Genomic DNA, 23,673 nt, shown 5'->3' with positions numbered 1-23,673 from the left:
ACATCCAGCGTCCGCACAGCCGGGCCATGCCGAGCCGAGACCGTGACGTTGTCTATTCGTGACAGGGTATCGGGCCACTGTTTTCCACCAGCACTGTTTTCCACCAGCACCGCTCCGGAACGGGATGTCGTGCTGCATGGGCACACTGCGCCGCGGATTGCAGTCACTATCAAGCAGCAATCCGCCGCCTTGTTGACGACGGCGCAGTTGCCGACCCGTCAGCGACTCTCGGGCCATTGCCGACATGAGGGCAGCTCGGTGGTCAGTCCGATTTGTCCGTGTCGTCGGCTTCGTCGGCTTCGTCGGCTTCGTCGGCTTCCGCGCGCGCGTCTTCGGCGCTGGAATCTTCGGCTTCCCCGCCGACATCGGCGGAGTCGGCCGATTCCGTGTCGGCGTCGTCATCGAGCTCGTCATCCGCATCGGGCTCGGGCTCGGGCTCGGGCTCGACTACCGCACCCGGCCAGTACGCCCGCCACTCGTCTTCGGTGATCGACCCCAGTGGCGTCACATCGAGTTCCTCGGGAACGTCTTCCCCACGGCGGCCGGCGGCGACATCGGACTCCACCACCCGGACGGTATCCATGAACTCCAAAACCGCACTGCGCAAGTCATTCTCGGCATCAGAATCGGCCGAAACCACCACCGAGGTCAGCGCCGCCGGTACGAGGTCGGCGGGCAGTCCGGCCTGGGCCACACGAGCCAGCACCTTCTGCGCCAGAGCCAAAGCCGGCTGCCCGGTGGGCACGTCATCCATCGACGACCCGCGGGCCTTCACCTTCTGTTCCTGGGCCTTGCGCTGCTCCCATTGGGCCAGCTGCTCGTCCAGCGAAATCGATTCTCCGGCAAGCACTGCCGGCACGCGATTGCCGAGCTTGCGCACCAAGGAATCGGCGACGTCGTCGATATTGAACGGGTGGACGGGTGCATCCTCGGCGATGCGCGCATGGAACAGCACCTGCAGCAGCACATCTCCGAGCTCTTCACGCAGCTCGTCGGCGTTGCCGCCGCGCACCGCGTCGAACACTTCGTACGTCTCCTCCAAGAGGTAGCGACGCAACGAATCGTGCGTCTGCTCGCTCTCCCACGGCCCGTCGGTGCGCAGCTTGTCCATCATCGCCACGGCGTCCACGAGCCGCTCCCCTGCCTGGGCCTGCTGGACCGCGATCAACCGGTCCCCGGCCGCCAGACGGGCCTTGACCGCCGGATGCTCCGGGTCAGAGGACAACAGAACTGGGGCAGCTTCATCTTCCGGCGCGTCAGAGAGCCACGGCCTCGCCGCGGGCAGCGACCACGGCACCTTGACCGGCATCTCCTCGGTGTACTGCACATCACCGGTGAGCAGGCCGACCGCCTCGACGGGGATCAGTGACGGGCGGCGGGGGTCGACCAATACGACGGTCATCGGGCTCCACCCCCTCACCATTTCGACGAGATTGCTGATCTCGGTTATACCAACACATTGCCGGGCTGCGGCGGACCGCGACGCGCCTGGTCAGCACGGCCAATGCTGTGATTCGCCGGCATCGGGCCGTCCCCACACGGGATGGCCGCCCTGCCCGAAGGCAAGGCGGCCATCATGTCACAGGCCGTGGCTTACGACTCCGGCGGGAACTGGCCCTCCGGGATCACCCAGTGACCCGGCGTCTCGTTGAAGAACGGGTTGGCGACCCCGTTCACCGTGGGCAGCGTCTGGAGCTGACCAGGCGGGATTCCGAAGAACGGATTCGCAACACCGTTGATGGTCGGCGAATTCGTCAGCTGCCCGGGCGCGATGTGTGCGTTCGGCTGCCGGAAGAAATTGTCCACCTCGGGGAACCGCACGCTGGGCACGTTCACGTCGGGAACGTTCACGCTCGGAACATTCACGTCGGGAACGTTCACGCTGGGCACATTCACGTCAGGAACGTTCACGCTCGGAACATTCACATCAGGAACGTTGACACTTGGAACATTCACGTCAGGAGCATTCACGGCCGGCACGTTCACATCAGGAACATTCACGGCAGGAACATTCACACCGGGCACTGCCGGCCCGGGAATCGGAGGCGGCTGGGGCACGTCGGGAAAGGCTTGCGCCAGGCCCGTACCCAGGCCGAACGTGCCGAGGCCCAGTGCACCCGCCATTGATGTGGTTACTGCGAACTTCTTGAAGTTCATGGTCACTCCTTCGCCTTGCGTCACCGCGACGAACCCACCAAATGGCGGCAATCGCGTGATGTTCGGTTTGGGAAATTGCATGACCGCCGAATGGTCGACGACCCTGTCGCCTCTCCTGTGGACGACTGCGCAATACCTTGACCCCCCACATGTGTGTCGGATCCCCGCGCCGCAGCGTTAACAGCGCTCGCGCGATTCGGCCGGTACCGGTGCCCAAAAAGACGCCACTACCAGGGGATCAGTCCGAAGAATCGAGTCCGGCGGTGATGTCGACGCTGCCCGGTGTTTGCCCGTTGAGCACGAGGACCAGTCCGGCGACCCATTGCACCAGTTCGAGATCGCGGATGCGGGGTGAGCCGACACCGTCGCCGGCGCGCGGCAGGGGCACCTGCACGGTCGATGTCGTCGCCCGATAGTGCCCGCCCGGGTACACGCGCTTGAGCCTCAGCTGTGCGGAATCGGGCAGCACCACCGGAGACAGCTTCACCGTCGAGGCCGATACCGCACCGATCTCGGTGATGCCGTACTCGCGGCACAGCATCCGGAGCCGGGCCACCGCAACCAGGCGTTGCGCCTCGCGCGGAAGCGGACCATACCTGTCGACGAGTTCGTCGACGACGGCACGCACCGCGTCCTCATCCGTGGCCGCGGCCAGCCGGCGGTAGCCCTCGAGCCGCAGCCGGTCACTGCCGATGTATTCGGGCGGCAGGTGCGCATCGACCGGAAGGTCGACCCGCACCTCTTTCTGTTCCTGCGGTGTGGCAACGGTTTTCCCGTCGGCCGCGGCGCGGTAGGCCTCCACGGCTTCGCCGACCAGCCGCACATAGAGATCGAAACCCACGCCGGCCACGTGACCGGACTGCTCGGCGCCCAGTACATTTCCCGCGCCGCGGATCTCCAGGTCCTTCATGGCCACGGCCATGCCCGCACCCAGCTCGTTGTTCTGCGCGATGGTGGCCAACCGGTCGTAGGCGGTCTCGGTCAGCGGCGAATTGGGCGGATAGAGCATGTAGGCGTATCCACGCTCGCGGCTTCGTCCCACCCGGCCACGCAGCTGATGCAGCTGCGAGAGCCCGAAGGTATCGGCCCGCTCGACGATCAAGGTGTTGGCGTTCGAGATGTCCAGACCGGTCTCGACGATCGTGGTGCACACCAGGATGTCGTACTCACGGTTCCAGAAGCCCTCGACGGTCTTCTCCAGCGTCTCCTCGTTCATCTGCCCGTGCGCCACGACGACCCTGGCCTCGGGCACCATTTGACGAATTCGCGCCGCGGCCTGGTCGATGGTGCGCACCCGGTTGTGGATGTAGAACGCCTGCCCGTCACGCAGCAGCTCACGGCGCAACGCCGCGGCCACCTGCTTGTCGTCGTGCGGACCGACGTAGGTCAGCACGGGGTGGCGCTCCTCGGGCGGAGTCAGGATCGTCGACATCTCGCGGATGCCGGCCAGGCTCATCTCCAGGGTGCGCGGGATCGGGGTGGCGCTCATCGTGAGCACGTCGACGTGCGTACGCATCGACTTGATGTGCTCTTTGTGCTCGACGCCGAACCGCTGTTCCTCGTCAACGATGATGAGGCCCAAGTCTTTCCATGTCACCCCGGTCTGCAACAGCCGGTGCGTGCCGATCACGACGTCCACCGAACCGTCCTTCATACCCTCCATGGTTTGGCGGGACTCGGCAGGATCGGTAAAGCGCGACAGCCCCTTGACCGTCACCGGGAAACCCGCCATGCGGTTGGTGAAGGTCTGCAGATGCTGATCGGCCAGCAGCGTCGTCGGCACCAGCACCGCGACCTGCTTGCCGTCCTGCACGGCCTTGAACGCCGCCCGCACCGCGATCTCGGTCTTGCCGTACCCCACGTCGCCACAGATCACCCGGTCCATCGGAACCGGCTTCTCCATATCGGATTTGACCTCGGTGATCGCGGTCAGCTGGTCCATGGTCTCGGTGAAGCCGAACGCGTCCTCCATCTCGTTCTGCCATGGAGTGTCGGGGCCGAACGCATGCCCGGGCGCCGACTGCCGCTTGGCGTACAGCGCGACCAATTCACTGGCGATCTCACGAACAGCCTTGCGCGCCTTGGTTTTCGTGTTGGCCCAGTCGCTTCCACCGAGCTTCGAGAGCGACGGTGCCTCGCCGCCGACGTAACGCGACAGCTGATCCAGCGAATCCATCGGCACATAGAGGCGATCCGATCCGCCGCCACGTTTGGACGACGCATACTCCAGCACCAGGTATTCGCGGCGGGCCCCACCGACCACCCGCTCGGTCATCTCGACGAACTTGCCGATGCCGTGCTGATCGTGCACCACGAGATCCCCGGCGGCCAGCGCCAGCGGGTCGACGACGTTACGACGTTTGGCCGCAAGCCTTTTGCCGCCTGAGGCCGTCACCCGGTTACCGGTCAGATCGGTCTCGGTGATGATCACGAGGTTGGCCCCGGGCAGGATCAAGCCGTCGTGCAGCGGCCCTTTGAGAACACCAACGGCACCCTTCCTCGGCGCCTCACCCGGTTCGAGCATTGCCGCCGCGATGTCGGATTCGCCGAGCTGCTCGACGACACGGTGCGCAGTACCGGCGCCCGGGGTGACCACCGCGGCGTACCCGCCGGTGGCGACGTGGGCACGCAGCATCGCGAAGATCTCGTCGAGACTCTGCTGGCTGCGCGCCGACGGTGACGGCCGCAGATCGAGTTCGGTGGCCCTGCCGTCGGGCAGCTGACTCAGCGTCCACCACGGGTGACCACCGGCGACGGAGGCTTCACGCGCCTGGTCGAACGGGACGAATCCGGACGCGCCCAGCGCTTCGATGTCGATCGGGGCATCCCCGCCGACCGCGGCCGTCGACCACGAGGCCTCGAGGAATTCCTGCCCCGTCTTGATCAGGTCGGCCGCGCGGGTACGCACCTTTTCCGGGTCGCACAGCAGCACCGGCGCGCCCTCGGGTAGGTGGTGCGTCAGCGTCGTGGGCTGCACCGGGTGCAGCAGCGGAAGCAGCGCCTCCATGCCGTCGACCGGGATGCCCTCGGCGAGCTTGGCCAGCATGTCGGGCACGCTGCCGGGCACACTGTTCTCGTGGGTGGGGTGCTCGACGGCGAGCACGGCGGCACGCTCCCGCACATCGGCGGTCATCAGCAGTTCGCGGCACGGCACGGCGACCACGTTCTGCACCGGGATCTCGGTGATCGACCGCTGGTCGGCGATCGAGAACAACCGCATCTCGGAAATCTCGTCGCCCCAGAACTCGACGCGCACCGGATGCTCGGCAGTGGGCGGGAACAGGTCGAGGATGCCGCCGCGCACGGCGAACTCCCCGCGTTTGCCGACCATGTCGACGCGCGTGTAGGCCAGGTCGACCAGCCGCGTGATGACCGCCTCGAACTCGGCTTCGTCCCCGACGGTGAGGCTCACCGGCTCGGTACTCACGACGTCGGGGGCCATCGGCTGCAGCAGTGAACGCGTCGTGGTGACCACGACGCGCAGCGGCGACCCGAGTGTCGTGTCCTCGGGGTGGGCCAGCCTGCGCAACAGCAACAGCCGGGCGCCGACGGTCTCCACACCCGGGGACAACCGCTCGTGCGGCAGCGTCTCCCAGGACGGGAACAGCGCGACGGCATCGCCGACCACGCCGCGCAGTTCGGCGGTCAGGTCGTCGGCTTCCCGGCCGGTGGCGGCGACCACCAGCAGCGGGCCCTGCTGGGCCAGCCCGGCAGCCACCAGCACGCGGGCACTGGCCGGCCCGACGAGTGCGAGATCGGCGGGTCGGTCGGCGGCGCGACGAAGGGCGTCCTGCAGGGACGGATCGGTTAAAGCCAGCTCAACGAGACCCGCAATCGGGGTCTGGACATGGTTGTGCCCCGGTGCGGTCATGATGGGGCCATTCTACGGGGCCCGGGATTCGGCTCCGTAGTGCTCTGTCCGGGGCGATCATGGAGCGATGAAGCGGTGGGCGGCAGCGCTCGTTGTGGTGCTGACGGCGGTGTTCGCGGTGATATGGCTCACCCGGGAGAAACCGGAGTCCTCGCACGAGTCGGTGCCGACGCACCTCGGCCCGGACGGCGTGCCCGACTTCGCCGCCTACCCCGCCGTCGATCCGGCGCAGTACGTCCTGCGCGAGGGACAGGGGTTTCCGGTGCAGGGGTTCCGCACGCCCGACGGCTTCGTCTGCATGACCACCCAGCACCGGGCGATGTACGCGCTGGACTGCCGCGGCCCCTTCGTCGGCGCCCCCAACGATGCCAACCTCGCGCACCTGTTCAGCTACGGCACCACCAACGGTGCGATCCCGATGAGCTTCTCGCGCACCGAGGAACCGCTCAGTCCGGTCGACGGCCTCGACGAGAACGAGGCGCCGATGCTGCCCGCCGGTCAACGGTTCGACCTCGGCAACGCCACCTGCGTCCACACCGACGACATCCGGTTGGCCTGCCGGATGGCTGACTCGCAGAAGGGCAACGGGTTCATCGCCACCTCCACCGGGACGACGTCGTTCGGCAGAACCTGAGCCCGTCAAGATTGCTCCCCTGCGCGTCAAGGGATCGTCAAGCCCGATGACGCGGACCCCGCCAGGGCCGACTGTGGAGTCATGACCTTGCTGGACATCCTGCCTTCACTTCGCGGCGCCACCCGGCCACGCCTCGATCCGAACATCTGGCCGCTGACCACAGGAGTTGACGAGCAGGGCCGCATCACCGTCGGCCGGGTGCCGCTGACCGACATCGCCGACGAGTACCGCACTCCGGCGTACGTACTCGACGAGACCGATTTCCGTACCCGCGCCCGGCGCTACCGGGCCGCCCTCGGCCAGACCGAGGTGTTCTATGCGGGCAAGTCACTGCTGACCACCGCCGTCGCACGGTGGGCCGCCGAGGAGGGCCTCGGCGTGGACGTGTGCTCGGCCGCCGAACTCGCGACCGCGTTGGCGGGCGGAGTCGACCCGGCGCGCATCGTGATGCACGGCAATGCCAAGTCGTGCGACGAGCTGCGTGACGCGATCGACGTGGGGGTGGGCCGGATCGTGGTCGACTCGCCGATGGAGATCACCTACCTGGCCGGGCTGGCCCGCCGGCCCCAGGCGGTGCTGATCCGGGTCACGCCCGACATCGACATCCACGGGCACCGCGCCGTCACCACCGGGGTGACCGACCAGAAGTTCGGCTTCGCGCTGGCCGATCGCCGTGCGGCCCGCGCCGCCGCTCGCATCCTGGCCACCCCGAACCTGGATCTGGTTGGCCTGCACTGCCATATCGGCTCCCAGATCACCGACCCCACGCCCTACGGCGAGGCCGTCCACCGGTTGATCGGCGCGATGGCCGACATCCGCGCCGAACACGGCCTGGTGCTGACCGAGCTCAACATCGGCGGCGGCCACGGGGTTCCGTACGTCCGCGGGGACGCGGCCCTCGACATCGGCGCGCTGGCGAGTGTCGTCGACGATGAGCTGACCGCGGCGTGCGCGGCCGAACGGTTCCCGCGGCCACGCCTGGTCGTCGAACCCGGCCGCGCCATCAGCGCGCGGGCCGGGGTGACGCTGTACCGGGTGTGCGGGGTGAAGTCCCAGCCCGGCGGGCGCACGTTCGTCGCAGTCGACGGCGGCATGAGCGACAACCCGCGGGTCGCGCTGTACGGAGCGAAATACACGGTGGCCCTGGCTAATCGGCACCCGCTGGGGCCGACCATGGTGGCCACCGTGGTGGGACGGCATTGCGAGGCCGGCGACGAGATCGTGCACGATGTCGAACTGCCCGCCGACATCCACGCCGGCGATCTGCTGGCCGTGGCATGCACCGGCGCCTACCAGCACAGCATGGCCTCGACCTACAACATGGTGGGTCGCCCGCCCGTGGTGTCGGTGCGCGACGGCGCTTCTCGGGTGCTGGTGCGCCGCGAGACGACCGCGGACCTGCTGTCGCGGGATCTGGGATGAGCGCTTGCGCGAAGACCCGTCGATTGGGATGAACGAGACGCCGATCAGGCGTCCCGCTCGACGACATCCTTGATCCTGGCGAGCCTGCGTTCCCAGCCTGCCGCGATGCTGTCGAGCCGGCGCGCCACCTCGCTGAGCCGAGCCCCCACCGCCTCGTACCTGACCTCACGTCCCACCCGCGTGGCCACCACCAGGCCGACGTCGGTGAGCACCTTCAGGTGTTTGGCGATGGCCTGGCGGCTGATCGGGAGTTCGTCGGCCAGTGACGACGCGGACCCGGGCCTGCGGCCCAGTGCGACCAGAACCTGCCACCGGCTGTCGTCGGCGAGGGCGGCGAAAACCTGCACCGGCGAGGCATTCTCATGCATCGGCGGCGGCCCCCACCAGATACTTCTGGGCGAGGCCGAGCTCGAGCGGCCAGCCGCCACTGTGATCGTCGAACCGGGAGCGGCGGTCGGCCTCGGACTCGTCGAGCGAGGCGAACCCACTCTCGACCACCCGCAGGACCACGCCGGACGGCGCCGGGGTGATCCAGAATTCGACGAGGGTGGATGAGCTGTCGAGGTCGTCGGCGTCGATGTGCCACCGGAACGCCGCGTAGCGCGGCTCCTCGAGTGCGACGGTCCGCAGTGCGAACCTCCCGTGGGTGGGGTCGGTGACGATGGCGACGTCGCCGTCACGATCGATGCGGTGTTCGGTGATCCGCTCGTCGTTGATGTACCAGCCGGGTTCGCTCACCAAGTCCCAGACGCGTTGCGCCGGTGCGTCGATGGTGATCTCGCGCTCGATGCGGTCGAAGTCGGTGGTCATGTCGCGGGTCCTCTCTGGCGGGGTTGTTGCAACCCAAGGGTTGCACATGAAGGGCCCGCGCTGCAACCCTTGGGTTGCAGTTTGTCGACCTACTCCTCGTGCAGGACCGGGTCGGACTCCAGGTGGGTGAGCCCGTTCCACATCAGGTTGACGACGTGGGCGGCCACCACTTCCTTCTTGGGCTCGCGCACATCGAGCCACCACTGGGCGGTCATCGACACCGACCCGACCAGCGCCTGGGCGTACAGCGGTGCCAGTTCAGGGTCCAGACCGCGGCGGGAGAAATCCCCGGCCAGGATCGAGGAGACCTGGTTGACGGCGTCGTTGAGCAACGTCGAGTAGGTCCCCGAGGTGATCGCGGCCGGTGAGTCGCGGATCAGGATGCGGAAGCCGTCGGTGCGCTCCTCGACGTAGGTCAGCAGGGCCAGCGCGACGCGTTCGACCCGCACCCGGGAGCGGTTGTTGGTCAGCGACGAGGTGATCCCGTCCAGCAGGGCCGACATCTCCCGGTCGACGACGACGGCGTACAGGCCTTCCTTGCCGCCGAAATGCTCGTAGACCACTGGTTTCGACACGTTGGCGCGCTGGGCGATCTCCTCGATCGAGGTGCCCTCGTAGCCCCGTTCGGCAAACAGCGACTTGGCGATCTCGATGAGCTGTTGTCGCCGTTCGTTGCCGGTCATCCGGGCCCGGGGGGCCCGCACTTCCTTCTCGGGTGCTGCCACGCATATCAGGCTAGACCGTTCGACTAGAGTCTCTCCCGGACATTCCGTCGTGGTGTAATCGGCAGCACCTCTGATTTTGGTTCAGATAGTTCAGGTTCGAGTCCTGGCGACGGAGCTCACGATCCCGGCGAGCGACCGCAAAATGACACAGTTGGCGGCGTGTCGGCGTACAGACATGGTCGCTCGGCAGAGAAGGGGATGATGGTGTCGACCACCGAGGCCGCAGTCGTCGTACTGGCAGCAGGTGCCGGGACCCGCATGCGCTCGGACACCCCGAAGGTGCTGCACACGCTGGCGGGCCGCAGCATGCTCAGCCACGCGGTACACACCGTGGCCAACGCGGCAGCCCAACATCTGGTGGTCGTTCTCGGCCACGACCGTGAGCGCATCGCACCCGCCGTCGGCGAGCTGGCCGACAAGCTGGGCCGCACCATCGACGTCGCCATCCAGGACCAACAGCTGGGCACCGGCCACGCCGTGGCATGCGGGCTGAGCTCGCTGCCCGACGAATTCACCGGCACAGTCGTCGTGACCTCTGGTGATGTCCCCCTGCTCGACGCGGACACTCTGGCCGGGCTCATCGAAACCCACAGCACCGCGACGGCCGCCGCCACCGTTGTCACCACCACGGTGCCCGACCCGACCGGCTACGGCCGCATCCTGCGCACCCAGGACAACGAGGTCATCGGCATCGTCGAGCAGGCCGACGCCACCGAGTCGCAACGGGCCATCCGGGAAATCAACGCCGGGGTGTACGCCTTCGACATCGCCGACCTGCGCTCGGCGCTGAGCCGCTTGAGCTCGAACAACGCCCAGCATGAGCTCTACCTCACCGACGTCATCGCGATCGTGCGGCAAGACGGCCGGACCGTGCGGGCCATGCACGTCGACGACAGCGCGCTGGTCGCCGGCGTCAACGACCGGGTGCAGCTCTCCGATCTGGGCGCCGAACTCAACCGCCGCATCGTGGCCCGCCATCAGCGGGCCGGCGTCACGATCGTCGACCCGGCCACCACCTGGATCGACGTCGACGTCACCATCGGCCGCGACACCGTGGTACGTCCCGGCACCCAACTGCTCGGCACCACCGAGATCGGCGTCGGCTGCGAGATCGGTCCGGACTCCACGCTGACCGACGTCGAGGTGGGTGACGGCGCCTCCGTGGTGCGCACCCACGCTCAGCTGGCCGTGATCGGGGCCGGCGCCACCGTCGGCCCGTTCACCTACCTGCGTCCGGGCACCATCCTCGGCGCCGACGGCAAGCTCGGCGCATTCGTCGAGACGAAGAACTCCACGATCGGCACGGGCACCAAGGTTCCCCACCTGACCTACGTCGGCGACGCCGACATCGGCGACCACAGCAACATCGGGGCCTCCAGCGTCTTCGTCAACTACGACGGCGAGAACAAGCACCGGACCACGATCGGCTCCCACGTGCGCACCGGCTCCGACACGATGTTCATCGCGCCGGTCAACGTCGGCGACGGGGCCTACACCGGCGCCGGCACCGTGCTGCGCGACGACGTTCCGCCCGGTGCGCTGGCGGTCTCGGACAACGCCCAGCGCACCATCGAGGGCTGGGTGGAGCGCAAGCGTCCGGGCTCGGCGGCCGCCGAGGCCGCGCGCAAGGCCCGCGAGGAGTAGGTCAGCCGCCACCGGCCGCGAGCGTGGCGCTTGTGCACGAAATCCGTGGCAAACGCGTGCACGAACGCCACAGTCGGCGCCGCTGGGCCGGACAATCCGACGTTTCGTGTTGGCAATCTGGTAACCCGGCTACGAACTACCAGAAACGCTACGTACGATTGCTCCGTATCGATCCCCAACCGCGAAGGCAGCCAAGTGGCCACGGACTGGACCGACAATCGAAAAAACCTGATGCTGTTCTCGGGGCGCGCGCACCCGGAACTGGCAGAGCAAGTGGCCAAAGAACTCGGTATCGAGGTCACCGCGCAGACCGCCCGTGACTTTGCCAACGGCGAGATCTTCGTCCGGTTCGACGAGTCCGTGCGCGGCTGCGACGCGTTCGTGCTGCAGAGCCATCCCGCGCCGCTGAACCAGTGGCTCATGGAGCAGCTCATCATGATCGACGCGCTCAAGCGCGGTAGCGCCAAGCGGATCACCGCGATCCTGCCGTTCTACCCCTACGCGCGTCAGGACAAGAAGCACCGCGGCCGCGAGCCCATCTCGGCCCGCCTGGTCGCCGATCTGCTCAAGACCGCCGGCGCCGACCGCATCGTCTCGGTCGACCTGCACACCGATCAGATCCAGGGCTTCTTCGACGGCCCGGTGGACCACATGCGCGCCCAGTCGCTGCTGTGCGGCTACATCGCCGAGAACTACGCCGACAGCGACGTGGTCGTGGTGTCGCCGGACTCCGGCCGGGTGCGCGTCGCCGAGAAGTGGGCCGACTCGCTGGGCGGCGTGCCGCTGGCCTTCATCCACAAGACCCGCGACCCGCTGGTGCCCAACCAGGTCAAGGCCAACCGTGTCGTCGGTGACGTCAAGGGCAAGACCTGCATCCTCACCGACGACATGATCGACACGGGCGGCACCATCGCCGGCGCGGTCAAGCTGCTGCGTGAGGACGGCGCCAAGGACGTGGTGATCGCCGCGACCCACGGCGTGCTGTCGGATCCGGCTGCCCAGCGTCTGGCCGACTGCGGCGCCCGCGAGGTGATCGTCACCAACACGCTGCCGATCACCGACGACAAGCAGTTCCCGCAGCTGACCGTGCTGTCCATCGCGCCGCTGCTGGCCAGCACCATCCGTGCGGTGTTCGAGAACGGTTCGGTGACCGGGCTGTTCGACGGGTCCGCCTAGATGGCTGAATCTGATGGGCGGCCCGCCGCCGTCATTTACCACAACCCGAAGTGCTCGACCTCACGCAAGACCCTGGATCTGTTGCGCGAGAACGGGATCGAGCCCGAGGTCGTGCAGTACCTCAAGACGCCGCCGACGCGTGATGAGATCGCCGCGCTGATCAAAGCCTCTGGGGTCGACGTGCGTACCGCGGTGCGCAAGCGCGAATCCCTGTACGCCGAGCTGGGTTTGGCCGACGCATCCGACGAGGAACTGCTCGATGCGATGGCCGCGAACCCCATCCTGATCGAGCGCCCGTTCGTCGTCACGGACAACGGCACCCGGCTGGCCCGGCCGATCGATTCGGTGCGCGAGATTCTGTGAAGCGGTTGCTCGCCACGGCCGGCGCACTGGCGGTCCTGGTCACCGGCTGTGGCGCGGAAACGCCTGACTACAAGTCGATCTGGACGACGAGTTCGACTACACCGGCCGCCCCTGCGGACAACCAGCCGGTACCCCTGTGGCAGTTCCTGGAGGACTCCGGTGTCGTCGGCGAGCCGATCGCACCCGAGAAGATCCCCCACCTGAGCGTCACCATGCCGAGCCCTCCGGGATGGCATACCTACAACAATCCGAACCTGGCCCCGGGTACCCGGATGATCGCCAAGGGGAACACCTACCCCACCGCGATGATGCTGGCCTTCACCCTGCACGGCGACTTCGACGTGCCCAAGGCCCTCAAAGACCACGGTTACGCCGATGCCCAGTTGTCGGAGAACTTCAAGCAGCTCAACGCATCCAACGCGGACTGGAAGGGCTTTCCGTCGGCGATGATCGAGGGCAGCTACGACCTCAACGGCAAGCGCATGCAGAGCTACAACCGCGTCATCATCGCCAATGACGGATTACAGCCCCCGCAGCGGTACCTGATCCAGCTGACCGTGACGACCTACGCCGACGAGGCCGCGGCCCAGGGACCGGACATCGAATCGATCATCGCGGGCTTCAACGTCGCCAAGAAGTGAAGCGCGAAGAAGTGCCGGCGCGACCGTAGGGTGGTCAGCATGAGCGAATGGACCAGCGCCGACCTGCCATCGTTTACCGGCCGCCGGGTGATCGTCACCGGCGCCAACAGCGGGCTGGGGCTCGTCACCGCGCGTGAGCTCGCCCGCGTCGGCGCCAAGGTCACCGTCGCGGTACGCAACCTGGAGAAGGGCACCGCGGCCGCGGAGACGATGACGGGCGGCATCGTCGAGGTACGCAAGCTCGACCTGCAGAACCTGGCCTCGGTGCACGAGTTCGCCGACACCGTCGAGAGCGTCGACGTGCTGATCAACAACGCCGGCATCATGGCGGTCCCGCTGAGCCGGACCACCGACGGCTTCGAGAGCCAGATCGGCACCAACCACCTCGGCCATTTCGCGCTGACCAACCTGCTGCTGCCCAAGATCACCGACCGGGTGGTCACGGTGTCGTCGTTGATGCACTGGATCGGGCAGATCAGCCTGCGGGACCTCAACTGGAAGTCGCGGCCGTACTCGGCGTGGCTGGCCTACGGGCAGTCCAAGCTGGCCAACCTGATGTTCACGTCCGAGCTGCAGCGACGGCTGACGGCATCCGGCTCGGCGGTGCGCGCCCTGGCCGCCCACCCCGGCTATTCGGCCACCAACCTGCAGGGCCAGACCGGCAACAAGTTCGGCGCCCGCATGATGGCGGCCGCCAACCGGGTTTTCGCCAGCGAACCGTCGTTCGGCGCACGTCAGACGCTGTTCGCCGCGTCCCAGGACGTTCCCGGAGACAGCTTCATCGGGCCCCGGTTCGGCCAGTTCGGCCCCAGCCAGCCGGTCGGGCGCAGCCCGCTGGCCAAGCGGGTGGGCACCCAGAAGGCGCTGTGGGAGCTGTCCGAGCAGCTCACCAAGACCACGTACCCGCTGTAGCCCTCCGGCGCCGATTTTTGGCGGCGGCCCCGTCTTTGCTACCCTGACCTGGCGTCACGGCGAGGGTGGACCTTCTGGACCACCGTTATCGGCGGGAACTTCTTTGAGTGTTGTGACCCTTGCCGTGCTGACGATCTGACCGCAGTACCGCAATTAGAGGAGCAACATCATGGCCAAGGCCGCAGCCAAGAACGTCCCCAACAAGCTCACCGCCACCGTGCGTACCCGCACCGGCAAGGGCGCCTCGCGTCAGGCCCGCCGTGACGGCAACGTGCCCACCGTGCTCTACGGCCACGGCACCGAGCCCCAGCACCTGGAGATCAACGCCCGCGAGTTCTCCGCGGTGCTGCGCCACTCCGGCACCAACGCCGTGCTGACCCTCGACATCGACGGCAAGGAACAGCTGGCCCTGACCAAGGCGCTGGACATCCACCCGATCCGCCGCAACATCCAGCACGCCGACCTGCTCGTCGTGCGTCGTGGCGAGAAGGTCACCGTCGAGGTCTCCGTCACCGTCGAGGGTGACGCCGTCCCGGGCGCCCTGGTCACCCAGGACGCCAACCACATCGAGATCGAGGCCGAGGCCCTGTCGATCCCCGAGCACCTGACCGTGTCGATCGACGGCATCGAGGCCGGAACGCAGATCCTGGCCGGCCAGATCGAGCTGCCCGCCGGTGTTTCGCTGGTGTCGGATCCCGAGCTGCTCGTGGTCAACATCGTCGAGGCCCCGAGCGCCGAGGATCTCGAGGCCGAGGGTGCCGGCGAGACCGCTGAGGCCCCGGCCGAGGAGCCGGCCGCCGAAGCCGCCGAAGCCGAAGCCGCCGAGTAGTCACCGACTCGAGACACGCAGGACATTCCTCGAATGGCCGAGCCGCTGCTGGTGGTGGGCCTGGGAAATCCCGGGCCCGCCTACGCCAAGACCCGGCACAATATCGGGTTCATGGTGGCCGATGTACTGGCCGCCCGCATCGGCTCGGCCTTCAAGGTGCACAAGAAATCCGGTGCCGAGGTGATCACCGGCCGGCTCGCAGGGGCGCCGGTGGTACTGGCCAAGCCTCGGTGCTACATGAACGAGTCCGGCCGTCAGGTCGGGCCGTTGGCCAAGTTCTATTCGGTGCCGCCGGCCCGGATCGTGGTCATCCACGACGAGCTCGACATCGACTTCGGCCGGATCCGGCTCAAGATCGGTGGCGGCGAGGGCGGCCACAATGGGCTGCGTTCGGTGGCATCAGCGTTGGGCAGCAAGGACTTCCAGCGGGTCCGCATCGGAGTGGGCCGCCCGCCGGGCCGCAAGGATCCGGCGGCGTTCGTGCTGGAGACCTTCACGGCCGCCGAACGTGCCGAGGTGCCGACCATCTGCGAGCAGGCCGCCGACGCCACCGAGCTGTTGATCGCACAGGGCCTGGAACCGGCTCAGAACACCGTGCACGCCTGGTGATTTCCGCGTCACCAGCGGAACGGCCGATCCAGGGTGAGCGTGCGCTCCGCCGGGGCGTACCAGCCCTGCGGCGCATGCTGGTCGGTGTGCAGATAGCACTGCACCCGCACCTCTTGGCTGTCGGCGCGAAATGTGAGCAGCCGGCTGATCGGCAGGGTCGTGATCGGCATGTGGTGGCGACTCAATGACGCCACATTCATGAAATAGGTTCCACCCCAAGACTGTTCGATATGAGTCTTGCCGCCGTGGGCATCGTCGGGGTTGGTGTGCGTGTGACCGGCCAACCACAGCGCGACCGCACCCGGGTGTTCGGTGAGGTACCGCTCGAAGGCCCCGGAGTCAGGCTTGCCGCCGACCCAGTACAAGTACGACGCGCCCTGCGGTGTCCCATCCAGAAACGGGCGATGGTAGTGCTCGTAGAGTTCTCCGTCCGCGCCGCGGCGCACCCCCTCCCACTCCCCTGAGGCCACCGTCGTGTCCTTGAGCACGTAGTGGTGCACGGTGATGACGATCGAATCACGGTTCTGTTCAACCATGTTCGCCCACCACTCGAATGTCTCGGCGGAGACCACCCCACCGGGGTTACCGCCGAGCGTGCCCCGCCCGACGGTCTGCGACGGCTCGTTGCGGTCGCTGAGCATCAGGAAGAGCAGGTTGCCCACCCGGAACGAGTAGCGTTCCCAGGTCCCTCTGACCTGGTAGCGCCGGGCAGCGGCGTCGACGCCGGAGTGAGCGGTGTGCACGCCCAGCGGATCGATCCATTTCTGCCACCACCAGGCGTCGGGTTCGGAAAGGCCGCTGCGGTCGTGGTTTCCGCACACCGAGTACACGTCCTCGCGCCGATGCTTGCGCAGCGCCGAGAGCTGCCGGCGGACCTCCAGCCCCTCGGCGTCGTCGGGCAGGCTGTGATGGGCACCGGACATGTCACCGACGTCGACGGCGACGTCCCAGTCGAACGGCGGACCACCTTGCGCTCCACCGAATTCCGACTGCCGGATGGCCTCGGCGAGACTCTCCCGGCCGAACTGCCTGTCGGTCCCGACGTGGGCATCACCAAATGCCCACAGCCGAAAGTCACCCTGCTGTGTCGCCATTGTCGCGCCACGTTAGCCGTCGCGGGATGACCGGTCGGGCATTGCGCTCACGGTGATTCCAACGGCTGCTCAGACACCCCGGATTCCGCTGTCCACCACCTTGACGGTCTTGTGTGGATACCGCTTCTCGGCGTGCGCCTTGGCCGCCGAGTTCGGCAGTACGTACAGCGTTTCCCGCTTGTCCTGCAGCGGTTTGAGCACCCGGTCCATGAACTCCTTGCGGTCGTCCAGGTAGGGCTCGATGACGTCCTCGCCCGCCGGGCACACCGCCAGGCAGTACGCCGCCTTGTAATTGGCCTTGAACGACAGGCTCTGCCACATCGACGCATTCTCGGAATCGCTGACCCGGGATCGGAAGTCGGCCGCATCACTGCTGTCGGCGATGGTCTGCGCCCAGTCGGTGAACCCGCCCATGAACTCGCGGTAGTTGTGCACCGAGCAGGCGACGAAGTCGAACTCACCGTCCTTGCCGATGGCCCCGACCGGGCAGGCCGCAACACACAGCTTGCATTCCAGGCACGGCGAATAGTCCAGTGGCACGCCGTAACTGCTGATCGGTGCGCCGACCAGGATGGTGGCCAGCAGGATGAAGTTGCCGAATCTGGGGTGGATCACGTTGCGGTGGATTCCCATCACCCCCAGGCCCGAGGCCACCGCGACGGGCTTGTGCGCCACCACCCAGATCCGCCCGGGGTACCTGTCCATCTCCATCGGGAAGGTCGCCGACGGGTTCACCGCGCGGTGGCCTGCGTCCTCCAGGGCACGGGTGATCCGGTGGGCGGCCTCGTTGATGACCTCCCCGCTGCGGTGGAACTCCTGATTGGCCACGCTGCGGGTGGACGAGCGGACGTTGTCGCGGTTCATCTTCACGACCAGGGATATGTAGCTGCAGACCCCGGGGAGTGCCGCCTCGACATGTTCGCGCTCAGTCGCCAGGGCGGGGTCGTCCGCGCCGGCGAAGGCCACGTCGTCAGCCCCGGCGTCCAAGCACAACGCCCGCAGCCAGTCGGCGTTGATGACGTCCGGAACCGCCGCTTCCGGACGGGCACGCACCGCGCGGACAGTCGGGTGGTCAGCCAGGCGGGGCGGGAGTTTCGGCGTCATCGTGCTGAGTATAGTTATCTATACTCAGCCCGCAAGGATCCACCTCATCGGCGTAAAGAAACCGTTCGGGCCGGATGCAGGCGCGTTCGCAGCGGGTACACCCGATATATGGACGGCATCCGGCTACTGAGCCCCTTGCTCGACGGTTCCCGGGCGTGGGGTTGCGTGCAGGTCAGGCCCGGCCGTTTCGGCATCACCTACTACCGGCTGGTGGTGTACCCGCCCGGCATCGGCACCGCCGAGCGCCGCCTCGTGCGAGTGGCCCGAGGCTGGCCGCTGTGGGGAATGTTCGTGTGGCTGCTGTGCCAGCTGTGGCTGGGCGGGCAGATGTCGCCCTGGGCGGCGTTCGGCGTGTCCACCGCGGTGTTCCTCACCACCGGAGCCGTCGCGCTCGGACTGTCCGGCAGTACGTACCACCGCGTGCGGACACTGAGTGCGGCGACGATGGCCGGCTGCGACGATCCGGGGTCGGCAGCCGCCCGCGAGCGCCTGGTCGTGCTGGCCGCGGAGTTGCTACACGCCGATGAGTGCCGCGATCGCGGGGACATCACCGCCGTCGACCACGAGCTGATCTGGTGGCGGGTCTATGACCGGATGCATGCCGACAAGCCCGCAGATACCCAGCACAGCAACTGATTCGGACGCAAACGACAGGGGCGTCACAGCCACGAGCGGGCGCGTCACAGAAGGACGCGCCCGCTCGCGGGTGCTTTGTACCGACTCGGCCAGTGGCTAGCGGCGAGCCCCGGGCATGCCCAGCCACGGGAACACCGGCTGATTGGCCGGCGGCGCCGTGGTTCCCGGCCTGGCCTTGATCGAGGTGCTGCCATTGGTCGTGCAGATCGTCTTGGTGGCCGTGTCCTGACAGGTCGGTCGGGCACTCGCGACCGGAGCCGAAACGACCGATACGGCAGCCAAACTCGCCAACAAGAATGCAAACTTGCCGCGACCAGTCATCTTGTCCTTCCCTTTCCGGGCTACGACCGCCACACCCGAAGTGCCATGCGCGCTCATCACGGGCAGGCCGATACGACGACGGGGGAATCCGCATCGAGCGGGGTGTTGTTCGCCGCCGCCCGGTTGAATGCGTCCTGGCGGGCAGCCTCGACCGTCGCCCCGGCTCCGCCGGCCACCGCGTGGTTGCTGGGGCTAGCGACGGACACGATGCAGAGGTTGTCGTTGGTCACCTCGTCAGCGGTGCACTCCACACCTCCCGCGTTCTGGCAGGCGGCGATCACCGCCGCCGAGGCCTCTTCGCTCGTATCACCGGTAGCGGTGAAACCCGCTATGGTGTCGATGAATTCGCCGGTGCCGACTGCAGCAAAAATGTCTTCGGGGTCTTCGACGTAACCACCGGGTCCGCCCGCCCACGCGGTGCCCGCGGTAATCCCGGCGGCAATAACGCCCGCGCCCAGGATCGCCGAAACCCATCGGGATTTGACCATTCCGGTCCTCTCTTCAAAGTGGTTTCAGCGTCAGAATACGCAAACAATGCATGAACGATGAGCAAATTGACTGTGCTGTCGTTGCATTCATCGCCGATTCAGGCCGAGCGCAAACTGATTTCATGAAAAGCCCGCCAAGATCTGGCGTGTCGTGATAGCGCACGGCAGAAGGCGCGCGCTAGCGCGCAAAAGTGTTGCCCGCGAGCGGCGTGCCGCGCTGCGGCACGCACGCTGGCGGTGCAAAAGAAGCTGAAGGCTAGGTGACCAGGGAGACCGAGTTGGCACGACGCAGCTTGCCCGACGGGGTCTTCGGGATGCTGCCGGGCCCGAGCACCACGACGTTGCGCGGACGCATGTCGACCTCGGAGACCACCTCGTGGGCCACCTGGTGCTCGATGCGACGCACCTCGGCCGGATCCTGCCAGGCGTTGGACTCCACGGCGACGGCGAAGGTCTCACGTGAGTGCCCGGCGTCCAGCCGCACCGCGACGGCGCAGCCCGGGCGGACGCCCTCGACACGGCCGGCGGCACGCTCGATGTCGGTCGGGTAGATGTTGCGCCCGGCCATGATGATCACGTCCTTGACGCGACCACACACGATGACGTTGCCCTCTTCGGTGATGTACCCGAGGTCGCCGGTGTCGTACCAGCCGTGCTCATCCTGGGCCGGCAGAAAGCCGCCCATGGTGATGTAGCCGGGGGTCAGCGACTCGCCGCGCAGCTCGATGACGCCGACACCGCGGGCGGGCATCACGTCGCCGTGCTCGTCGACGACACGGGCCTCGAGGTCCTTCAGCAGCGGGCCGAGTGAGGCCAGCCGGCGGGTGTTGCCCTTGGTGGCGGGCACGGCGCGGCGCAGCGCGGCCAGCAGGTCGGCGTCGACCTCGTCGACCACCAGGCCGGCGTTGCACGGGGAGAACGACACGGCCAGGCAGGTCTCGGCCATGCCGTAGGCCGGCAGGATCGCCGAGGAGGGCAGGCCGAACGGCTTACCTGCATCGAGCAGGTCCTCGACGTCGGCCGGCTCCACCGGCTCGGCACCCGAGAGCGCGAACCGCAGGGTGGACAGGTCGTACTCGCCCGGCTTGGCCTGACGGCGCAACCGCTTGGCGAACAACGCGTAGGCGAAGTTCGGCGCCGCGGTCATGGTGCCCTTGTACTTGGTGATGAGCTTGGCCCACAGCAGCGTGTCGCGCAGGAAGTCCATCGGCGTGACCTTGACGAGCTCGGCGCCGAAGTACATCGGGATGGTCAGGAAGCCGACCATGCCCATGTCGTGGAAGCAGGGCAGCCAGCTCACCATGACGTCCTTGTCGACGTCGTACTCCGCACCGATGAACATCGCCTCGGCGTTGGAGTGGATGTTGCGGTGCGTGATCTGGACTGCCTTAGGAGACCCGGTCGAGCCGGACGTCAGCTGCATCAGCGCCAGATCGTCCTCGCCGGTCTCCACCGGGTCGATCGGGTCGGCGGCCAGCAGGTCGGCGATCTTGACGACCTTGATGCCCTTTTCCTCGAGCACCGGGATGGCCACCAGGAACGGCTCGGAGACGATGACGGCGTCGGCCTCGATCATGCCGATCACGTTCATGGTGTCCTCGGCCCACACCGCCAGGTCCGTGCGCGGGGTCGGCTGGTGCAGCATGGTCAGGCTCGCGCCGCGCATCCATACGCCCTGCGCGGTCGGCGCGATCTCGACGGGGAAGCCGGCCAGCACGCCGACGGCGTCGCCGTGACCGATACCCGCGGCGGCCAGACCGCCTGCGATGCGCCGGGCCCGCTCGTGAACCTCACCCCAGGTGTGGCGAACCGGCTCATGCGGCTCACCAGTGACCATTCCGCGCTTGCTCTCCCGAGCGTTGCGGAACATCTTCTCGGTGAATCTGCTCACGACGACCTCCTTGGCTTCCGCGGCTCCGACACCAGCGACAGTGCGCCAGGTGCAGTTGCCCGGTTATCCATGCTCCGCCCGCTGCGCACCGCTTTTGGGTAGGCGCGCGCACACGATTGGGGAGCAGTTATGTCTCGAAAAGGTGATGCCCCAGTACCGGGTGTACAGCTCCGCGACCGCCCACCGTGACGGGCGGCGGGCGCACAAGTCGCATCCGATGCAAGATCGCTAGCATTCACCGTCGCTCATCTTAAGAGACCCTTAAGTAACTGGCCAAACCCTCGCGTTAATTGAGGTCTGTGTCACAGTCTCAGCAGGTTTAGCGGCGAGGAGTACGCCGTTTTCCACCCAGGGGTTGTTCCTGCACGGAGTCCGGCAGCCCTGGCGTCGAAAACGGCGAATGACCACAGTGCTCAGGCCGACGTCGACGGCTCCGGTACGACCCGGGCACCGCTCACGGGCCCGCTGGCCACCCGCACCGTCCGGCACACACCCGCACCGGCCAGCTCGGCGCCGACGTCCACCGCGGACGTCGACGACGGGCACAGGAACGCGCACGTCGGACCCGACCCGGACACGATGCCGGCCAGCGCGCCGGCCTCCACTCCGGCACGCAGCGTCCGGCGCAGGTCGGGGTACAGGCTCAGCGCTGCCGGTTGCAGGTCGTTGCCCAGCAGCGCGGCGAGTTCGGCCGGATCACCGGACGCCAGCGCCGCCAGTACGGGCTCGGGCTCCTCGGCCCGTGGCGGGCCTCCTGTCGAGGTGTCCGCACGCAGCCGGTCCAGTTCGCCGAACACCTTGGGGGTGGACAGGCCCTTGTGCGCGAACGCCAGCACCCAGTGGAAGGTACTGCGGGCCAGCACCGTGGCCAGTTCTTCACCCCGGCCGGTGCCCAGCGCCGTGCCGCCGTGCAGCGCGAACGGGACGTCACTGCCCAGCTGTGCGGCCAGGGCATGCAGATCGCGCCTGGGCACGCCGAGCTCCCACAGCGTGTTCATCGCCACCAGTACCGCGGCCGCGTCGGCACTGCCGCCGGCCATGCCGCCCGCCACCGGGATCGACTTGTCGATGCTGATCGACACGTCCGGCGACCGGCCCACGTGCTCGGCCAGCAGCTCGGCGGCGCGCCAGGCCAGGTTGCGCTCGTCGGTGGGCACCGACTCCACGCCCTCCCCCTCGACCGTCAGCGACAACATGTCGGCGTTGCGCACCGTCACCTCGTCCAGGAGCGACACGGCGTGGAACACCGTGGTGAGGTCGTGGTAACCGTCGTCGCGCTCATCGCCGACGGCCAGGTACAGATTCACCTTGCCGGGGACACGCACGGTGACAGAACCGGTGGGGACCCACTCGGACGCGGTACTGCCGTCGGATGCTGACACGGCCACGACACTATCGCCGCTCACCCGTGGTTGTCGGTGAACCTAAGCTGAGACGGTGCCCTCAGCCGAGGTGATCGTCGCGGGATACACCGCGATGAAAGTCGTGGGGAGCGGCGGCTCCGCCGTCGTATACCTGGCCCGCGATCCCGACGGGGCCATCGTCGCGCTCAAGGTGCTCGATGAACAGCACCGCCAACCCGCCCACCTGGCCCGGCTGCAACGCGAATTCGACTTCGCCCGTCAGCTCACCCACCCACACATCGTCACGGTGTACGCGGCAGGCCCGGGCTGGCTGACGATGGAGTTCCTCGACGGCGGAACGGTGAACACCCTGCCCGGTATCCCGGAGCGGCTCACCGCGTTGACCCAGATCGCGGGGGCGCTCGATCTGGCGCACCGTCGCGGAATCGTGCACTGCGATGTCAAACCCGCCAATATCCTTGTCGATCAGCCGTTTTCGAGGGCAGTGCTGATCGACTTCGGCGTCGCGCACTCCATGGCCGAGGATGTCGCCGCCCGGCTGGCCCATGATCGTTCCGGACGGATGAGCCTCGACCCGGCCCGGCGCATCACCCGCCAGGCTCGCCAGCCGCACCCGAATATCCAGGCGTCACTACCCTATTCGGCACCCGAGCTGCTGGTCGGGAGAACACCGTCGGCGGCCACGGACCAGTACGCACTGGCGTGCACGACAGTTGAGCTGCTGACCGGGTCGCCACCGTTCACCGCGGATACCGCGATAGCCCTGATCGACCATCAGCTGTACAGCCGACCGCCACGAATATCGCAGCGGTGCAGCTGGATTCCACACGCGGTGGACTCGATCATCGCCAAGGCGATGGCGAAGGAACCCGACCGGCGCCACGACTCGTGTTCGGAGTTCGTCGGCTTGATCACCGGCGCGATCGGGTCCCCGATGTGAAAAAGATCGCGAGATCCTCGAAGAATCTCGCGATCTTGTTCA

The 23,673-nt window shown here is 67.4% G+C and carries 22 protein-coding genes and 1 tRNA gene; 12 read left to right on the top strand and 11 right to left on the bottom strand.

The window, feature by feature from the left end; genetic code table 11:
* Positions 1-262 precede the first annotated feature (262 nt).
* The 3 genes from ACNQVK_RS11365 to mfd form a co-directional block, all read right to left on the bottom strand.
* The gene (locus ACNQVK_RS11365) at positions 263-1,402 is read right to left on the bottom strand and encodes a nucleoside triphosphate pyrophosphohydrolase (protein ID WP_418029598.1); all 1,140 of its coding nucleotides are present in this window, start codon (positions 1,400-1,402) and stop codon (positions 263-265) included.
* Between the two features lie 191 nt (positions 1,403-1,593).
* On the bottom strand, positions 1,594-2,157 hold the full coding sequence (locus ACNQVK_RS11360; RefSeq protein ID WP_418029597.1) for a hypothetical protein: 564 nt from the start codon (positions 2,155-2,157) through the stop codon (positions 1,594-1,596).
* A gap of 238 nt (positions 2,158-2,395) precedes the next feature.
* Entirely contained in the window at positions 2,396-6,028 is a 3,633-nt protein-coding gene (mfd, locus tag ACNQVK_RS11355) for a transcription-repair coupling factor (protein WP_418029596.1), read from the bottom strand.
* Positions 6,029-6,095: 67 nt separating this feature from the next.
* On the opposite strand from mfd, the gene ACNQVK_RS11350 reads away from it, so the two are divergent.
* Both ACNQVK_RS11350 and lysA read left to right on the top strand, forming a co-directional pair.
* A complete protein-coding gene (locus ACNQVK_RS11350; protein ID WP_418029595.1) occupies positions 6,096-6,662 on the top strand; it encodes a hypothetical protein in 567 nt (188 codons plus the stop codon).
* 81 nt (positions 6,663-6,743) lie between these two features.
* Positions 6,744-8,084 (top strand): diaminopimelate decarboxylase, encoded by a 1,341-nt coding sequence (lysA, locus tag ACNQVK_RS11345; protein ID WP_418029594.1) that lies wholly within the window; start codon positions 6,744-6,746, stop codon positions 8,082-8,084.
* Between the two features lie 44 nt (positions 8,085-8,128).
* Here the strand turns inward: lysA and ACNQVK_RS11340 are convergent, their stop codons facing one another.
* The 3 genes from ACNQVK_RS11340 to ACNQVK_RS11330 form a co-directional block, all read right to left on the bottom strand.
* Entirely contained in the window at positions 8,129-8,452 is a 324-nt protein-coding gene (locus ACNQVK_RS11340; RefSeq protein ID WP_418029593.1) for an ArsR/SmtB family transcription factor, read from the bottom strand.
* Positions 8,445-8,894: an SRPBCC domain-containing protein gene (locus tag ACNQVK_RS11335; RefSeq protein WP_418029592.1), complete on the bottom strand. Its 450-nt coding sequence runs from the start codon at positions 8,892-8,894 to the stop codon at positions 8,445-8,447. Before ACNQVK_RS11335 ends, ACNQVK_RS11340 begins: the two co-directional genes overlap by 8 nt.
* An 89-nt stretch (positions 8,895-8,983) precedes the next feature.
* A complete protein-coding gene (locus tag ACNQVK_RS11330) occupies positions 8,984-9,577 on the bottom strand; it encodes a TetR/AcrR family transcriptional regulator (protein ID WP_044521714.1) in 594 nt (197 codons plus the stop codon).
* Between the two features lie 85 nt (positions 9,578-9,662).
* Here ACNQVK_RS11330 and ACNQVK_RS11325 point away from each other — a divergent pair.
* The 8 genes from ACNQVK_RS11325 to pth all read left to right on the top strand — a co-directional run bounded on the left by ACNQVK_RS11325 (position 9,663) and on the right by pth (position 15,793).
* Positions 9,663-9,734: transfer RNA gene (locus ACNQVK_RS11325), tRNA-Gln, on the top strand.
* Between the two features lie 86 nt (positions 9,735-9,820).
* Positions 9,821-11,263 (top strand): bifunctional UDP-N-acetylglucosamine diphosphorylase/glucosamine-1-phosphate N-acetyltransferase GlmU, encoded by a 1,443-nt coding sequence (gene glmU, locus ACNQVK_RS11320; protein WP_418034110.1) that lies wholly within the window; start codon positions 9,821-9,823, stop codon positions 11,261-11,263.
* Positions 11,264-11,458: 195 nt separating this feature from the next.
* Positions 11,459-12,439, top strand: a complete 981-nt coding sequence (locus ACNQVK_RS11315) for a ribose-phosphate diphosphokinase (RefSeq protein ID WP_418029591.1) — start codon at positions 11,459-11,461, stop codon at positions 12,437-12,439.
* The gene (gene arsC, locus ACNQVK_RS11310; RefSeq protein WP_418029590.1) at positions 12,440-12,802 is read left to right on the top strand and encodes an arsenate reductase (glutaredoxin); all 363 of its coding nucleotides are present in this window, start codon (positions 12,440-12,442) and stop codon (positions 12,800-12,802) included.
* Positions 12,799-13,443, top strand: coding sequence for an LpqN/LpqT family lipoprotein (locus ACNQVK_RS11305; RefSeq protein WP_418029589.1), 645 nt, complete (start codon positions 12,799-12,801; stop codon positions 13,441-13,443). The genes arsC and ACNQVK_RS11305 overlap by 4 nt, the downstream gene beginning before the upstream one ends.
* 39 nt (positions 13,444-13,482) lie before the next feature.
* Positions 13,483-14,355 (top strand): oxidoreductase, encoded by an 873-nt coding sequence (locus tag ACNQVK_RS11300; protein ID WP_418029588.1) that lies wholly within the window; start codon positions 13,483-13,485, stop codon positions 14,353-14,355.
* 169 nt (positions 14,356-14,524) lie between these two features.
* Positions 14,525-15,184, top strand: a complete 660-nt coding sequence (locus ACNQVK_RS11295; RefSeq protein ID WP_418029587.1) for a 50S ribosomal protein L25/general stress protein Ctc — start codon at positions 14,525-14,527, stop codon at positions 15,182-15,184.
* 33 nt (positions 15,185-15,217) lie between these two features.
* The gene (gene pth / locus ACNQVK_RS11290) at positions 15,218-15,793 is read left to right on the top strand and encodes an aminoacyl-tRNA hydrolase (RefSeq protein ID WP_418029586.1); all 576 of its coding nucleotides are present in this window, start codon (positions 15,218-15,220) and stop codon (positions 15,791-15,793) included.
* 8 nt (positions 15,794-15,801) lie between these two features.
* On the opposite strand, the gene ACNQVK_RS11285 is transcribed toward pth, so the two are convergent.
* Both ACNQVK_RS11285 and ACNQVK_RS11280 read right to left on the bottom strand, forming a co-directional pair.
* Positions 15,802-16,887 carry a hypothetical protein gene (locus ACNQVK_RS11285; RefSeq protein WP_418029585.1) on the bottom strand — a complete coding sequence of 362 codons (1,086 nt, stop codon included), beginning with the start codon at positions 16,885-16,887 and terminating at the stop codon, positions 15,802-15,804.
* 69 nt (positions 16,888-16,956) lie between these two features.
* Entirely contained in the window at positions 16,957-17,991 is a 1,035-nt protein-coding gene (locus tag ACNQVK_RS11280) for a 4Fe-4S binding protein (RefSeq protein WP_418029584.1), read from the bottom strand.
* A 108-nt stretch (positions 17,992-18,099) separates the two neighbouring features.
* Between ACNQVK_RS11280 and ACNQVK_RS11275 the strand changes: the two genes are divergently transcribed.
* Positions 18,100-18,627: a DUF6611 family protein gene (locus tag ACNQVK_RS11275; protein ID WP_418029583.1), complete on the top strand. Its 528-nt coding sequence runs from the start codon at positions 18,100-18,102 to the stop codon at positions 18,625-18,627.
* Positions 18,628-19,004: 377 nt separating this feature from the next.
* On the opposite strand, the gene ACNQVK_RS11270 is transcribed toward ACNQVK_RS11275, so the two are convergent.
* The 3 genes from ACNQVK_RS11270 to ACNQVK_RS11260 form a co-directional block, all read right to left on the bottom strand.
* Positions 19,005-19,436 (bottom strand): DUF4189 domain-containing protein, encoded by a 432-nt coding sequence (locus ACNQVK_RS11270; RefSeq protein WP_276128265.1) that lies wholly within the window; start codon positions 19,434-19,436, stop codon positions 19,005-19,007.
* A 256-nt stretch (positions 19,437-19,692) separates the two neighbouring features.
* Positions 19,693-21,327 (bottom strand): fatty acyl-AMP ligase, encoded by a 1,635-nt coding sequence (locus ACNQVK_RS11265; protein ID WP_044520057.1) that lies wholly within the window; start codon positions 21,325-21,327, stop codon positions 19,693-19,695.
* A gap of 413 nt (positions 21,328-21,740) precedes the next feature.
* Positions 21,741-22,709 (bottom strand): 4-(cytidine 5'-diphospho)-2-C-methyl-D-erythritol kinase, encoded by a 969-nt coding sequence (locus ACNQVK_RS11260; protein ID WP_209447086.1) that lies wholly within the window; start codon positions 22,707-22,709, stop codon positions 21,741-21,743.
* 94 nt (positions 22,710-22,803) lie between these two features.
* Here ACNQVK_RS11260 and ACNQVK_RS11255 point away from each other — a divergent pair, with 94 nt between their 5' ends.
* Positions 22,804-23,631, top strand: coding sequence for a serine/threonine-protein kinase (locus tag ACNQVK_RS11255; protein WP_418034108.1), 828 nt, complete (start codon positions 22,804-22,806; stop codon positions 23,629-23,631).
* Positions 23,632-23,673 lie beyond the last annotated feature (42 nt).

The sequence above is a fragment of the Mycobacterium sp. 134 genome (assembly GCF_048282715.1).
Taxonomy (GTDB): Bacteria; Actinomycetota; Actinomycetes; order Mycobacteriales; family Mycobacteriaceae; genus Mycobacterium; species Mycobacterium septicum.
This window is presented reverse-complemented; position numbering and strand designations above follow the sequence as displayed.

Excerpts from the sequence above, each read along its gene's own strand:
- lysA (WP_418029594.1), top strand. The coding sequence starts at position 6,744 with ATGACCTTGCTGGACATCCTGCCTTCACTTCGCGGCGCCACCCGGCCA.
- mfd (WP_418029596.1), bottom strand. The coding sequence starts at position 6,028 with ATGACCGCACCGGGGCACAACCATGTCCAGACCCCGATTGCGGGTCTC.
- ACNQVK_RS11350 (WP_418029595.1), top strand. The coding sequence starts at position 6,096 with ATGAAGCGGTGGGCGGCAGCGCTCGTTGTGGTGCTGACGGCGGTGTTC.
- ACNQVK_RS11295 (WP_418029587.1), top strand. The coding sequence starts at position 14,525 with ATGGCCAAGGCCGCAGCCAAGAACGTCCCCAACAAGCTCACCGCCACC.
- ACNQVK_RS11365 (WP_418029598.1), bottom strand. The coding sequence starts at position 1,402 with ATGACCGTCGTATTGGTCGACCCCCGCCGCCCGTCACTGATCCCCGTC.
- arsC (WP_418029590.1), top strand. The coding sequence starts at position 12,440 with ATGGCTGAATCTGATGGGCGGCCCGCCGCCGTCATTTACCACAACCCG.
- ACNQVK_RS11280 (WP_418029584.1), bottom strand. The coding sequence starts at position 17,991 with ATGACGCCGAAACTCCCGCCCCGCCTGGCTGACCACCCGACTGTCCGC.
- ACNQVK_RS11270 (WP_276128265.1), bottom strand. The coding sequence starts at position 19,436 with ATGGTCAAATCCCGATGGGTTTCGGCGATCCTGGGCGCGGGCGTTATT.
- ACNQVK_RS11330 (WP_044521714.1), bottom strand. The coding sequence starts at position 9,577 with ATGACCGGCAACGAACGGCGACAACAGCTCATCGAGATCGCCAAGTCG.
- ACNQVK_RS11255 (WP_418034108.1), top strand. The coding sequence starts at position 22,804 with ATGAAAGTCGTGGGGAGCGGCGGCTCCGCCGTCGTATACCTGGCCCGC.
- glmU (WP_418034110.1), top strand. The coding sequence starts at position 9,821 with ATGGTGTCGACCACCGAGGCCGCAGTCGTCGTACTGGCAGCAGGTGCC.
- ACNQVK_RS11285 (WP_418029585.1), bottom strand. The coding sequence starts at position 16,887 with ATGGCGACACAGCAGGGTGACTTTCGGCTGTGGGCATTTGGTGATGCC.
- ACNQVK_RS11275 (WP_418029583.1), top strand. The coding sequence starts at position 18,100 with ATGGACGGCATCCGGCTACTGAGCCCCTTGCTCGACGGTTCCCGGGCG.
- ACNQVK_RS11335 (WP_418029592.1), bottom strand. The coding sequence starts at position 8,894 with ATGACCACCGACTTCGACCGCATCGAGCGCGAGATCACCATCGACGCA.
- ACNQVK_RS11340 (WP_418029593.1), bottom strand. The coding sequence starts at position 8,452 with ATGCATGAGAATGCCTCGCCGGTGCAGGTTTTCGCCGCCCTCGCCGAC.
- ACNQVK_RS11300 (WP_418029588.1), top strand. The coding sequence starts at position 13,483 with ATGAGCGAATGGACCAGCGCCGACCTGCCATCGTTTACCGGCCGCCGG.
- pth (WP_418029586.1), top strand. The coding sequence starts at position 15,218 with ATGGCCGAGCCGCTGCTGGTGGTGGGCCTGGGAAATCCCGGGCCCGCC.
- ACNQVK_RS11360 (WP_418029597.1), bottom strand. The coding sequence starts at position 2,157 with ATGAACTTCAAGAAGTTCGCAGTAACCACATCAATGGCGGGTGCACTG.